This is a genomic window from Lyngbya sp. CCY1209, from assembly GCF_055795065.1.
Genome location: NZ_JAYFER010000200.1, coordinates 1 through 13,243 on the forward strand (window position 1 = coordinate 1; position 13,243 = coordinate 13,243).

General features: G+C 53.4%; 12 protein-coding genes, 2 tRNA genes and 1 riboswitch. Of the genes, 7 read left to right on the plus strand and 7 right to left on the minus strand.

Annotation, left to right across the window (positions count from 1 at the left end; genetic code table 11):
• Positions 1-228: 228 nt before the first annotated feature.
• From AC0QHF_RS03765 to AC0QHF_RS03775, 3 genes are all read right to left on the minus strand, one after another.
• The gene (locus AC0QHF_RS03765) at positions 229-384 is read right to left on the minus strand and encodes a cyclase family protein (RefSeq protein WP_324702848.1); all 156 of its coding nucleotides are present in this window, start codon (positions 382-384) and stop codon (positions 229-231) included.
• Positions 385-450: 66 nt separating this feature from the next.
• Entirely contained in the window at positions 451-2,571 is a 2,121-nt protein-coding gene (locus tag AC0QHF_RS03770; RefSeq protein ID WP_324702849.1) for an SH3 domain-containing protein, read from the minus strand.
• 138 nt (positions 2,572-2,709) lie between these two features.
• Positions 2,710-2,916 carry a DUF350 domain-containing protein gene (locus tag AC0QHF_RS03775; protein WP_324702850.1) on the minus strand — a complete coding sequence of 69 codons (207 nt, stop codon included), beginning with the start codon at positions 2,914-2,916 and terminating at the stop codon, positions 2,710-2,712.
• Positions 2,917-3,004: 88 nt separating this feature from the next.
• Here AC0QHF_RS03775 and AC0QHF_RS03780 point away from each other — a divergent pair, with 88 nt between their 5' ends.
• Together AC0QHF_RS03780 and AC0QHF_RS03785 are read left to right on the plus strand one after the other, a co-directional pair.
• A complete protein-coding gene (locus AC0QHF_RS03780; protein ID WP_324702851.1) occupies positions 3,005-4,003 on the plus strand; it encodes a hypothetical protein in 999 nt (332 codons plus the stop codon).
• A 19-nt stretch (positions 4,004-4,022) separates the two neighbouring features.
• Positions 4,023-4,253 carry a hypothetical protein gene (locus AC0QHF_RS03785; RefSeq protein WP_324702852.1) on the plus strand — a complete coding sequence of 77 codons (231 nt, stop codon included), beginning with the start codon at positions 4,023-4,025 and terminating at the stop codon, positions 4,251-4,253.
• 175 nt (positions 4,254-4,428) lie between these two features.
• On the opposite strand, the gene AC0QHF_RS03790 is transcribed toward AC0QHF_RS03785, so the two are convergent.
• Positions 4,429-4,650 (minus strand): hypothetical protein, encoded by a 222-nt coding sequence (locus AC0QHF_RS03790; protein WP_324702853.1) that lies wholly within the window; start codon positions 4,648-4,650, stop codon positions 4,429-4,431.
• Between the two features lie 38 nt (positions 4,651-4,688).
• A riboswitch (Glutamine riboswitch) is annotated at positions 4,689-4,777 on the minus strand.
• 334 nt (positions 4,778-5,111) lie between these two features.
• Here AC0QHF_RS03790 and AC0QHF_RS03795 point away from each other — a divergent pair.
• Positions 5,112-6,233 carry a site-2 protease family protein gene (locus AC0QHF_RS03795; protein ID WP_324702854.1) on the plus strand — a complete coding sequence of 374 codons (1,122 nt, stop codon included), beginning with the start codon at positions 5,112-5,114 and terminating at the stop codon, positions 6,231-6,233.
• A 298-nt stretch (positions 6,234-6,531) separates the two neighbouring features.
• Here AC0QHF_RS03795 and AC0QHF_RS03800 read toward each other — a convergent pair whose 3' ends face one another.
• Complete coding sequence (locus tag AC0QHF_RS03800; RefSeq protein WP_324702855.1) at positions 6,532-7,227, minus strand: hypothetical protein; 696 nt, start codon at positions 7,225-7,227, stop codon at positions 6,532-6,534.
• A 177-nt stretch (positions 7,228-7,404) separates the two neighbouring features.
• Here AC0QHF_RS03800 and AC0QHF_RS03805 point away from each other — a divergent pair.
• A tRNA-Val gene (locus AC0QHF_RS03805) sits at positions 7,405-7,478 on the plus strand.
• 102 nt (positions 7,479-7,580) lie between these two features.
• Here the strand turns inward: AC0QHF_RS03805 and AC0QHF_RS03810 are convergent.
• Positions 7,581-7,653: transfer RNA gene (locus AC0QHF_RS03810), tRNA-Ile, on the minus strand.
• A gap of 222 nt (positions 7,654-7,875) precedes the next feature.
• On the opposite strand from AC0QHF_RS03810, the gene AC0QHF_RS03815 reads away from it, so the two are divergent.
• The 3 genes from AC0QHF_RS03815 to AC0QHF_RS03825 all read left to right on the plus strand — a co-directional run bounded on the left by AC0QHF_RS03815 (position 7,876) and on the right by AC0QHF_RS03825 (position 11,354).
• The gene (locus tag AC0QHF_RS03815) at positions 7,876-8,535 is read left to right on the plus strand and encodes a hypothetical protein (RefSeq protein ID WP_324702856.1); all 660 of its coding nucleotides are present in this window, start codon (positions 7,876-7,878) and stop codon (positions 8,533-8,535) included.
• Between the two features lie 104 nt (positions 8,536-8,639).
• Complete coding sequence (locus AC0QHF_RS03820; RefSeq protein ID WP_324702857.1) at positions 8,640-10,157, plus strand: hemolysin family protein; 1,518 nt, start codon at positions 8,640-8,642, stop codon at positions 10,155-10,157.
• A gap of 366 nt (positions 10,158-10,523) precedes the next feature.
• Positions 10,524-11,354 (plus strand): PEP-CTERM sorting domain-containing protein, encoded by an 831-nt coding sequence (locus AC0QHF_RS03825; RefSeq protein ID WP_324702858.1) that lies wholly within the window; start codon positions 10,524-10,526, stop codon positions 11,352-11,354.
• A 120-nt stretch (positions 11,355-11,474) separates the two neighbouring features.
• Here AC0QHF_RS03825 and AC0QHF_RS03830 read toward each other — a convergent pair whose 3' ends face one another.
• Positions 11,475-13,106, minus strand: a complete 1,632-nt coding sequence (locus AC0QHF_RS03830; protein WP_324702859.1) for a Ppx/GppA phosphatase family protein — start codon at positions 13,104-13,106, stop codon at positions 11,475-11,477.
• Positions 13,107-13,243 lie beyond the last annotated feature (137 nt).

Sequence of the window (13,243 nt, forward strand, 5' to 3'; positions counted from 1 at the left end):
TTTATTCCCAAGCGGGACTGACGAATATCAATTTTATTTCATTCGAGAGATGCCCGAAATTGACTCCCAATCCTCTTAAGAGGATTTTCGCTATGAGCTTGGGAATTTATTCCCAAGCGGGACTGTTATCATTTGACCAGCTTATCTGGAACGATCGCCAAGATTTTGAGCGATCGCACATCCCACAGGAAATTCATTCCCAAGCGAGATATTCAACCGGACATCATTTCACGGGCGATCGCGCACCAAAACCGCCCGGGCCGGAGCCCCCTCCGAACCGATAATTTTCAACGGCAAACACACCAACTCATACTCCCCCGGTTCCACCGTCGCCAAATTCAGGCCCTCCACAATAATCACCCCCGCCTTGACATACCCGACCATTTTAAATCAAAATTTGCCATTTGAAAACCAGATTTTTGGGGGCAGATTTCCCGCCCCCCACTCCCATTATGAGAGTTTATCTCCCGGAATAATCGTCGCCCGGAAAACATAGTTTTGATTGCGACGGTAACGCGGATCTTGCTTCACCAGTTGCATAAACTTGCGATGATCCGACATTTTAGGAGTGACAATACACCCCGCGCTGGTCAGGCCGATATCATAGATACTGGCATCCCAGCCGCCGTGAATGTTGATCCCAAAATAGCCCGTATCCGAGGGATCTCCGGTGCGAATTCCGTCCTGATTCCCATCCCGTCGCACGGTGACAGTGCCACCCCTTTGAACCAGTGCTTCGTGTTCGGAAGCAGTTCCGGCTTTGTGAGTGCCAACTTTCCAAGCTTGGTACTGTCCGAATTCGATGCGGGCGGCTCCCCTTGGGTTGACGGGATATTGAGTGTAATAATAGCCCGGTTCCGTGGTCGCCCGATCGCAATAAATGAGTTTGGGAAGTCCGGACTCAAACACCAAAATGCTCAAAACATCATTAAATTGATTCGCCGCATCTCGGTTGGGAGAACCGTCCGGATCGACCCCTTCGATCGCCACAATATTACCATACCCCGGTTCGCGATCGAGGGTGTAGTTTTGGCGTTGCATATACTCCACAATCTGATCGGCGAAGGAGCGCTCGTCGGGCTGGTAGGGCCGCAAATATTTGCTCGACAGCCACCCTTCAAGCCACTCATTTTTGACTTGAACTCGGACGCGATACCAACTTCCATCGGCATTTTCACCCAGTTTTTTAACCAGGGTTCCCCGCCGCAGTTGGGCGATCGCCTCGTTGTCCGTGTCGGGTTTCGGCCGCAAATTCAGCCAGTACACATTGCTGACGATCCAATCTTCATGGTTTTCAGGAACCGAGGAGAAACTTTGACCCGCGATCGCCCCCTCAATACTGCGGGCAATTTTGGCAATTTTTTCGCCCCACTGCGGATCGTCGGCGTAGCGGACATTCATCCCATAATTTTTGTTGCCCAAACAGGGGCGGGTGTTAAAATATTTGCCCGTCGATCGCAGATAAAGTTCATCGATCCGCCCCATCACAAAGTCGATACATTCGGCATCATTGGGAAAGCCCCGGGAGGATTCATAAGGGCTGTTGGTGAAAGCAGACCATCCAAACAGGTTGTGTTTTTCCCGGCAAATTTTCGATGTTCCCCAGGCCGTTTCGTGAATGGCGTGGGCGAGAATATAGGTGGCGTTTATGCCGTATTTCTTGGATGCGTCAATAATATGTTTTCCCAATCCCAGCCGAAATTTTGCCGGTTTGGTTTTCAGGTAAGCATCGATGCGATCGCCCGTCAGATGGGAAGGGCGTTCTTTCAGGTTGCTGTCAATGCCGAAAGGCGACAGATTGACCCCATTTTGGGAGTTGAGGGACTGGCTCAAATCTCCCGACCCGATATAGACAAAAAACTCGATAGTTTTATTCCCAAATCCCGCCTCCAAACCGAGATTTTTACCGTTAATTTTTCCAGCCTGGGCGATGCGAACGTCCGCCCCCGAACTGCCCGGAATCACCAGGGCGATATGACCGGGCGAACCGGGTACGGAAGCGACCACAACTTTCCCCTGATCCGCCAAATTGGCGGCCGTGTCTCGGTCAATTTCTCGCCATTGACCCCCGCCACCTTCGTTAAAGAATCGATTCAAGTGGTCGGCACTGTAGGGTTTTGTCTTCTGTTCGTTTTTGTAGATGGGATGGGGTTGGGGATAGTAGTGGGCATCGGGGCCGTAGCGGGGAATTTGGATGCCAAGAACGTCGAGAACGTCCGCGACAAACCAATTACAAAAGGTTTCCGATTCTCCGTCCCCATTCAAATCCCGAGATCGGTAATACGACCGCTCCGGATTGACAGTTTCGATCGCCTCAAAAATGCGTCGGACATCCGCAGAAGACTCTAATTTTAGATCGTCCGGTTGGAGATACTTGCTCGACACCCACCCCTCCACCGTGCGCTCGTTGAGGGTGACTCGAACGCGATACCACGCCCCCTCATCCGCTTCGTCCAGTTTTTCAACGGGGGTATCCCGTTTCAGTTTGGTGATGGCTTGATGATCCGTATTCGGTTCCGGCCGCAAGTTGAGCCAGTAAACCTCCGCAATCCTAAATCGAACGGCTGGCATAATGCAAAACCTTTGTATTCAATCACTTCCCGATCGCATGGCGGTCGGCATTTACACTCAGGTTTTGCAGCGGGGCGATCGCGCCGACCGGATCAAAGGTTCAAAACGATACAAAATTCAACATTTTGCCCAGTCGGGTCAGGTCAAAATCACCGTCACCACGATCGCCGCCAAAGACAGAATGATCGCCGCCACGATAATTCCCGCGGCGATATTGCCGTTGCGAATCTCGTGTTGATAGTCGATCGGGTCGAGGAGGTCGAACAGGCGGAATCCGGCATAGAGGAGCACGACGGCCAAAAACGTCCAACCCACGGAGGCAACAACAGCTTGCACGATCGCCATGATGAATTTTGTTAACGATTAAAATCAACCCAGATTCTCAAAAGCTATCATGGAAGGGTGACAAGTGGGCGCCGTAGAGAATCAACTTATGCCCGGTACTGTAAAAAAATATCGCTCCAATCGCTTTGTGGAGTCCGCGCCGTCCTTCGGGTTTTGGATCGTCGGACTCCTGACCGTGGCGTTTATCGCCTCCCCATTCCTCTCAAAAACCTTAGTCTCCAAAGTGGTGAGCGTCGAGGAAGGAGAACCCGCCACCCTGTCCCCCATCCCAGTCCAGCGATCGCTCGTCGGAGCCCTGCGGGTGGACGTCAAGGCCAGAATCCCCACCAACCGATGGGTGACGTATGAAATTCAACTCCGCAACCGCGAGGGAGAAATCATCGCCTCGGCGGTCAAACCCGCCTGGAAAGAGTCCGGAACCTGGTACGAAGACGGCGAGTCCGGAACCTGGCAGGAAGAAGACCTCCAGGGCGGCTTGGACGTGCGTTTATCTCGCCGAGAACAAGATGAACTCACCGTCGCGATCGCCGTTTTGGAGTACACCGACACCTCCGGTCAAGATATCGATAAACCCGTCAATTTCTATGTCAAAGTGCAAAATGGCGCGATCGACACCCGCTTTTTCTTCGTCGGACTGGTGGGCACATTGAGCCTGACAGCGTTGAGTTATCTTTCCGTTCACCGCACCGGAAAAACCGTCCTTTCCAAGTCCATCAACGATAGCGACGTCACCGGACGGGCGATCGTCGGTGGCGAAAATAACCTCATCAAAATCATCATCGATGTCAGATCTGACGAAACCTCCCCCAGACAACTCACAGCCCACTTTAACATCAACGACGGTTACGGCCTGCAGGTTTATTCCGGGGCTCACGTTATGCCACTGCGCTATTCTAAAAATGATAAAGGCAGAGTCGAAAGCGCATCGGGAAAAGCGGTTTTGTACTTCGTTATCAAACCGCGAGGCTCCTACGGATTTTCCATCGAAATCATGCCGGATGGCCCCGTCGATCGCACGTTATTGATCGTCCAGGAAAATGCCAAAACCCTCGGCGAAACGGACGTGATCGAAATTTCCGCCAGTTAATTGATTTGAGGAAAAACTCATGTTACCCAAAGTTTTGATTTTCATGGCAACCGCGATCGCCGCCACCACCATCTGGGCCGGCTTCACCCAGCGATCGGCCCTGAGTTTGCGGCAGGAAAGGCAGTTATTGTACTGGCCGAGATACCGCACCTCCCTCTCCGGTCGCTACTACCGCGGCGACTGGCAAGCCAACCCCCAACGCTCCTCCTACGGCCTGTTTCGCGGCGGCGGCCCGAGTGCGGGGAAGTAGGGTGTAGGGTGTAGGGTGTAGGGTGTAGGGTGTAGGGAAAAAATAATGCCTCCTCTACTTCCTCCGCTTCCTCTGCTTCCTCCGCTTCCTCCGCCTCCTCCGCCCCCCTGCCCCAAATCAAACGCCCCCGAAATATCTTTGTCAGACACCCCGGGGGCAATGGTGAACCTCAGCTTCAGTCTTCTGACTCGGGTTCGGAATCGTCTAAATCGTCTAGGTCGTTACCCTCGTCGAAATGGGATGATTCCAACTGGGAATTGGGAACGTCAACCCCATGCTGGAGAGCGGCGACAAGTTGGCGTCTGACGGCTCTCGCCCACACGTCAAAATCGAAACTATCACTGGTCGGATTGTACTCGGTAAACGGTCCCCGAGGATTGGATTGAGTGGCATTCACAGCATTCGCCTCCTAATGAAAGTCTGCAGCGTTACAGAGGCGCGTTCCTTCGGGAGGGTACTCCCTACTTCCGTCTTTTGGCAAAACCCGACCAATTTAAAGTGAGCGGCACCAAAAGATGAACGATTGTTTGTGCTACCTTATATTATATCATCGGTTTTTCTGTGGGCATCCCCCTTCAAAAAGGCTTAAACCCCGACCCACAAAGCGACTGAGACGATTTTTCAACTTTTTTTTGCGATCGCCCCCGCCAAATTCATTCTTCCGACCTAGCCCGGTCGGGTGAAGTTGACCGCCATTGGCCCCAATTTCGCACCCTCCGGGGAAAAACCGTACCCGTTCGGCGGGTTTATACGGCATTTGAGGGATTGCGGGGGAAGTTTACATTTCGTTACGATAGATTCATAAAGCTTCAGGGAGGCAAATGCGCCCCCTGGCGAAGCATTCGGAGGAAGCCAGATATGAATGGCTCTATTCGCGTCGGGAATTTATTTGGAATTCCCTTTTACATTAATTCATCCTGGTTCATCATTTTGGGCCTGATGACCCTCAGCTACGGCGGCTCTCTGGCCGTCCAATTTCCCGAGTTGGGACTGGGACTGCCCTGGCTGTTGGGATTGGCGGCGGCATTGCTGCTGTTCGCTTCAGTTTTGGCCCACGAACTGGGACACAGTTTCGTTGCCATCCGGCAGGGAATCAACGTGAAATCGATCACGCTGTTCCTGTTCGGCGGGTTGGCGAGTCTCGACAAAGAAGCCAAAACCCCCGGCAACGCCTTCTGGATCGCGATCGCGGGTCCGGCGGTGAGTTTGGTCCTGTTCGGTTTATTTTCCGCGATCGCATCGAGTTCCATCGTCAGCGGTCCTCTGGGAGCGGTGGTCGGCCTGCTGGCCTACATCAACCTGGCCCTGGCACTGTTCAACCTGATTCCCGGTTTGCCCCTCGACGGCGGAAACGTACTCAAATCGCTGGTTTGGAAGATCACCGGCAACCAATATAAAGGTGTCGTCTTCGCGAGCCGCGTCGGTCAGGGATTTGGCTGGTTGGCAATTATTTACGGACTGCTTCCGGTGTTGATCTCGGGTAGCTTCCCCAACTTCTGGACGATTCTGGTCGGTTGGTTCCTGCTACAGAACGCCGGTGCATTGGCCCAGGACGCCCGATTGCGCGATCGCCTGTCCGAGTACACGGCAGAGGACGCCATCATCCCCGAAAGTCCCGTCATTTCCGAACACTTATCTCTGCGGGAATTAGCCAACGAGTACATCATCGGCAAACCCCAGACGCGGCGATTCTTCGTCACCGGTGAAGGCGGACAATTGATCGGAGAACTCCGAGTCGATGACATGAAGGGAGTCCCCACGTCTCAATGGTCGTCCGTGTCCGTGAAAGAACTGGTGAAACCCGTCGAATTTGAAACCACGGTGGATGCCGAGCGATCGCTGTTGGATGTGGTGATGTTGTTTGAAGAAAACAAGCTCGACGAACTCCCCGTCTTCCGCAACGGCACGCTGGTGGGATTGATTCAAAAAGCCTCAATCCGCAACTTATTGCAGCAAAAAATGCTCACCCGCCCCGCGTAAATCGGTCTCACAATTGAAGACCCGACAAGAGACGCAGATCCGCCCGATCTGCGCTTTTGTTTTGTATGGCAGGCAATAGGCAACAGGCAACAGGCAACAGGGGGGAAAGTCGTCAATTGTAGGGTGCGTTCCCACCCCATCCATTATCGGTCTAATCGGTCGGTGAGAATAGGGAACGCACCGACTCTCAGCAATACGGCGATCGCCCCAAAGCGCAACAACAGAGGGGTTTCGTTGTTGGGCTTGAGTCCCTCAATCCGGCGCCCCAAAGCGCAACAACGGACGGCAGGAGAACCGATTACAACAGCCAGGTGCTTTGTGAAAAATCCTCGTTGTTGAGGGGTTGAGTTTGGACGTGCTCGGGGCGCGGCACCAGATGGGGTTTGGGATAGTGGGGGTGAGACTCGGCCCGGAGATCTTCGTTTTCCTCCTGGAGTTGTTTGATTTCTTCGAGGAGGTGGGTGTTGGTTTCCGAGAGGTGTAAGGCCGTCGCCTGGGCTTCTTCGAGTTGTTGTTTTAGGTCGGATGCCTTAACCTGTTCTTTCAGGGTCGCGATCGCCCGCTCTTTTTCCGCCAACTCCGCTTTCAGGCCGTCAACCTCTTTTTGCAGACGGCGATCGCTTTGACTGGCGGATTTCAACTCGCATTTGAGCTCCTTAATTTCTACCTGCAATTCCGTCTCCCGCCGCCGGGACTCCTCCAAATCCGACTGCAACTCGGCGATCTGGGTTTCGAGCTCGGCGCGGCCCTTGAGTTGGCCCTGTAACTCGGCAACCTGGGTTTGCCAGTCGCTTTCCCGGGCCTGCACTTGTTCCAGGAGCGATCGCACTTCGGCCAGTTGCGACTCCAACTCCGCTTTGGTGACTCTGCCACGGGAGGAAGATGGGGTGGAAGTCCCGGCACTTGCATCGGCATCGGCAGCTTCCGGGACGGGATCGGTTCCCTTCTCCGCCTCCTGTTTGACCAGATCTGCCAGACTCTTCTTGGCCATCATCTCCTCCCGTTGGACGATTTGCTGGGTCGCTTGCTGGGGCTTGCGTTGGCGTTCCCCGAGATTCTCCTAGCATACCGCGATCGGGCCGGCAACTCACCCCATTTTCTGGACCCGGAAGAAATTTTCAAAAGGGGGTTGCATTTTGTCGGAGCCTCGTGCTACGATTGTAAATCGTTCGGACGCATAGCTCAGTTGGTTAGAGCACCACGTTGACATCGTGGGGGTCACTGGTTCGAGTCCAGTTGTGTCCATTTGGTATAACTCCTTATCCGGCAATGATTACAGCGCTTTATTCAAGGCTAACGGTCAGAGTCAACGACTCAAACAGCCACTAAATAAGGGGATACACCTAATGCGCCCTGCTGGAATCGAACCAGCCTGAAGGCGAATTATGAGTTCGCTGCCTCCCCAATCGGCCAAGGGCGCCCGAGAATTGGTTTTCTATGATAGCATAACTGAGCCGCGAACCTGCTGGCAACTCCCGCCACCGATCCCGAACAGATGAGCCGAGTCCGTGCTAAAACTAAAAACATCAAATTCTGGCGCGATCGCCGGATCGAACTCCGGGGGTCGCGATCGCACACAGTCCGGATCGATCATTCACACCGACTTTGACAGGAGCAGATGGGCTTGAATTCAACGGTAATTATGACGGTGGTTTTGCTCGTGATGATGTTCGGAGCGGGCATCTTCAGTTCGGCCTGGGGCTACCGACTCGGCCGGGACGCACTCAAGGAAATTACCCAACCGGACGTGCGGCCGAGCAACCTGACGGAAAAGGCGAATAATGCCCCCCGCCAAGAGGGCGTAAAGTTTCTGACGGAACAGGAAATTCTCGCCAGCGTCAAAAAACGCATGGAAGGCGGGGAAGAGGCGACGGCGGCATCCAAAAAGAGCGAACCGAAGCCCGAGGAGAAGGCTGAAACTGAGAACACATCCGAGGAAACTGCAGCCAATCCCGCCGCATTTCCCATCGTCAGCCGGGATGGGGGTATCACTTTGGAGATCACCTCCGTGACACGGAAAAGCAATTCCCTGCTGCTGAATGTAAATATCAAAAACGAGGGCGATCGCTCCATCCGTTTTCTCTACAGTTTCCTCAATGTTACCGATGATAAGGGGCGGGCGTTGAGTGCCAGCGTGGACGATCTGCCGGGGCAGTTGCCGCCGGGTAGCCAGACCTACACCGGAACCGTGACGATTCCCACGGCGTTGCTGGACAATGCCAAAGAATTGGGGATGAGTTTGACGGATTATCCCGATCAAAAATTGCAACTTCAGATGTCCGGAATTCCGGTTGTCGAGTAATTTTAGGAGGCGATGGAACGCTTGTTTTTTACCCTTTTTGGGGTCAATTGTGATCGATATTTGACAGTGCGAAGGACACGAAGGTTTTGGGTGACGCATCGGCGATGACATTGACTGCCCAGGATATGCTGCTGCGATTGTTGTCCGTGTTGTTGCTGATTGCAATTAACGCCTTTTTTGTCACCGCCGAATTTTCGATGGTGTCCGTGAGGCGATCGCGAATCAATCAGTTGGTGGACGAGGGAGATCTGCAAGCCCTGACGGTCCAACACTTGCAGCGGCGGATCGATTTGCTGCTGTCCACCACCCAGTTGGGGATCACGCTCTCGAGTCTGGCTTTGGGCTGGATCGGGGAGGCGACGATGGCGTTGGTGATCCGCCAACTTTTGGGCAATATTCCCTTCTCCGAAACCATCCAAAATGCGATCGCCCACTCCCTCGCCATCCCGATCACCACCTTTTTCCTGATCGCCTATTTGCAAATCATTTTGGGGGAATTGCTTCCCAAATCCCTCGCCCTTTTGTACCCCGAACAGATCGCCCGTCTGCTGGCGCCGCCGTCCCTGGCGATCGCCCGTTTTTTCAAGCCTTTCGTCTGGTGTCTGAACCAATCCACCCAGTGGCTTTTAAAACTCTGCGGCATCCACTACACCGGACAACCCTACACCCGCGTCACGCCGGAAGAGTTACAACTGATCATCACCACGTCCAGCGAATCCATGGGTTTGGAAGCGGAGGAGAGACAGTTATTAAATAATGTCTTTGAATTCGGGGATGTTTTGGCGGAAGAGATCATGATTCCTCGCACCAGCATCGTATCTTTATCGAATACGGCGACATTTCAAACCCTGTTAGAAGAAATGGCGGTTTCCAACCATTCCCGCTATCCGATCGCGGGGGAATCCCTGGACGATATTTTGGGGATCGTGGATTTTCGCGATCTGGCGAAACCGCTGGCGGAGGGGCGGCTGTCTCCCGAAACGCCGATCGCCGATTGGATTCGCCCCGCCCGATTTGTCTCGGAACAGATGGTGCTGAGTGAATTGTTGCCCCTGATGCAGCGATCGCAGCAGGAAATGATCATCGTCGTGGACGAGTTCGGCGGGACGGCGGGACTGGTGACGATCGCCGATCTGATCGGCGAAATTATCGGGGACGGTTTGGAACTGACGGAGACGGAAGAGGTGACGCTACAATTTATGGACGAGCAGACGTTTCTCGTCCAGGCTCAGTTGAGCGTGGAGGAGGTCAACGAACTGTTGGATCTCAACTTGCCCTTAAATGAAGAATATCAAACGTTGGGCGGTTTTATCACCTACCAACTGCAAAAAATTCCCGGCGTCGGGGAAGTGCTCCGCTACAACAACTTGGAATTTAAGGTGATGTCCGTCGCCGGACCGAAGGTGGAACAGATCCAAATTTCTCAGTTGGAAGCGGAAACCGTCGCCGAGTTGCAGGCGGAAATTGCCGAGGAAGTGGAAGCGGAAATTTTGACGGGGGGGGAAGGGGAGCGATCGGAGTCGGCGGAACTGGCGACGGATCAGATCGAAGAAATTACCCTGGAACCGGACGGGGAGAGTCCGGAGGAAGGGACGGATAAGGACTCCGAACAACAACTGTAAAAACCGCCACTCCGGATCTTTACATTACTTCATTAAAAAACGTGTCGTTTTCTCGGTTTGGCATCGAAATTAAAGGAACTCAAAAGATAACAAGAGTCCCTTTGAGTCAGCCAATTAGCCCGGTCAGCCGGACAGCCAATCCCCACAGAGCTGCCGAGATAAATTGATAAAACTTTATACTGTAAAGATCGGATGAAGGTTGTCAGATCGCCTTGGCATCAGTTTGGCAACCGTGTTATTACTGAGCTATAGAAAGTCCGGGTAAGAAATTACCGCATTTCTACGGATTCAAACGACATCTGGCAATCGGGATATTGCCAGAAACAGACTGTATTTGTAAAAATCGACTATTTTAAGGAGCCAACCATGAGCGTTAAAACGTCATCCATTCCGATCGAAATTGTCGCATCGCTGGCCGTGGGAACGATCGCGATCGCCGGGTTTGCAGAGTCCGCATCGGCGGCAACCTTGACCGGAACCATCGATCTGAAAACTGGCGATTATTGGGGAGATTTGTGGCAACGCAGCGATCTGGCCAGCTTCGTGCGTTCTCCTGTCAACCAATACTCGGACAGTTATTATGAGACAGTTTTCAAACTGAATTTAGATCCGGCTAACTCCCCTTTCAAAGCCGCTACTTTTGATATCGACTACGATGCCGATCCCTGGGGAATGAGTACCCACATCGGCGACTCGATCTCGAACAACGGTTATCGAGGTGATGCCAGCCATCAAAGCAATGATGCTGAAATGCACATCGGCGTACCGCAGTCTTCTTCTCCATCCCCAGCATCTGATGATATGTTGGTGTACGGCAACGATAACTTTAGCGGCACTTCACCTTTGATCCAAGCCTTCGATTTGGTGAAGGGAGGATCGACCCTTTCCTTGACGGTTTCTGACAACCAACTCCAATGGGATGACAACAGCGGAAACTCCGGAATGCTGAATTCACCTTATTTGTATGCTCTCGACGGCCAGAGCGATTCTCAGGGGCCGGTAAATTATGATATTTTCGCAGCATTTAATCGCTCGATTGGAACGATCGGGCGCCCCGGTTCCGGGGTGAGTCAGGTGACAATTACCCTGCAAGAATCTCCCGAGTCGGTTCCCGAACCGTCTACCCTCTTGGGGTTGTTGGGTGTCGGAGCTGTCGGTGTGAGTTCCCTGTTGAAATCCAAGAATCAAAAAGTGTGAGCGACTTCTTTCTCTGTTCTCCAAGTGAGAGAAGTACAATACAATCAAAACTCACTTTTATCCGGTGGGTTGAGTCCGGATTCAATCCGAAACCCAACCCACCCGATCGCTCAAAATCGCTCAAACGGGAACGGTCGTCGGTTCCACAAACGCCACCAATTTCAAATCATATTCTGCTTCAAAAACATCCTTTTTCAAATCCAAACTCCACAACTCCAACGCGCAGTCGTCCTCGCGATCGCACGGTTTGAGTTTGAGTCGGAACTCCCCCGCATCGCGATCGCACTCGCAATCGACGTCCGCCACTGCCCCGATCTGCCGCCGGTCTAGGGCCACCGCCAACCGCATCAGGGGATTGAGGCGATCGACCAAATGGCGATTTTTCTTCGACAAATTTTGATAATTTTCGTGCTTCTTTTTCGGGGCACTTTTGCGGTGGTAGCGGGCGAGATTGGCGATAATCTCGATTTCTGTGTCCGTGTACCCCAACAATTCCCCATGGCGGATCAAATAGTAAGAATGTTTGTGGTGCGCCGAGTGGCTGACATACAGCCCGCAATTGTGCAAAATCGCCGCCGCCCACAGCAATTCCCGCTCTTGAAAACCGTAGTCGTGCAGGATGCCTTTCGTTTGGTCGAATAGGCTCAAAGTAAACGCCGCCACCCGTTCGCTGTATTCCAAATTGACATCATATTTCTGGGCAACTTTGAGGACGCTGCGTTGCCGGATCGAACTGCCGTAGCGGAGGCGATCCTCGATCAAACCGTGGGTCAACATCCAGTCCACGATCACCCCTTCCCGCAAACTCCGCTCGCAAATCGTCAGGGATTCCATGTCCAATAACGTCATCGCTTCGAGCAAAATTAATGCCCCCGCCAGGATAATTTCGGCGCGGCGATCGTTGATTCCCGGAATGTCCAACCGCTCCGTATAGGACAACTTTCGCAGTTGGTTGACCACATCTTCCAAGTCGTTTCGGGTGAGTTCGTAACCCGCCAGGGGGTCGGGTTCAAAGCCCAACTTTTGGCGGGCGACGATACCCGCCAAGGTTTCGATCGTCCCCGAAGTTCCCACCAGGCGGGGGGTTTCTCCGGCTTCGAGGTGGGGTCGCAATTCGTCGATCGGACGCTCCAACATCCCCCGGATGTAGGCTTGCAAATAGAGAAATTCGGTGCGACTGATGGGGTCGCTTTTGACAAATTCCTGGGTGAGGCGGACTGCCCCCACTTTGGTACTGCTGAGGAACCGGGGTTCCCGGCCGTCTCCCAAAATCAATTCCGTCGAACCGCCGCCGATGTCGATGATGATGTGGGGTTCGTCGTGGAATTCCATCGCCGAGAGGACGCCCAGGTAAATTCTGCGGGCCTCTTCCGGGCCGGAAATGAGGCTGACTTCGAGATCCAACTCGTCGGACACCCGTTTGATAAAGTCCCGGCCGTTGGGCGCCTCCCGCACGGCGCTGGTGGCGACGGCGATGACTTGTTCGGCGTCGCAGGTTTTGGCGATTTCTTGAAAGCGTTGCAGGCAGGCGATCGCGCGATCGATGACCTCGGGTTTGAGGTTGCCCTTCGGCCCGCAATCTCCGAGCCGCACGGTGTCTTTTTCGCGGGCGATGATCGAAAATGCGGGCAAATCGGGTTCGATCCGCACGATGACCATGTGCAGGGAATTGGTCCCCAAGTCGATGGAAGCGAGGATGCGTTCGCCGCCGGGTTGGTCGGGCATTCTCGCGAGGGGAACTGAGTTAACCATAGGGTTTGTCGATTGAAGCTCACTCATATCAATTCAATTTTAGGGGAAGACTTGACGGGCTTATAGCGCTGCTAGAGGGGGTGTAGGGTGTAGGGTGTAGGGTGTAGGGAGGGGAAATTCCCTCGACATCAGGGTTT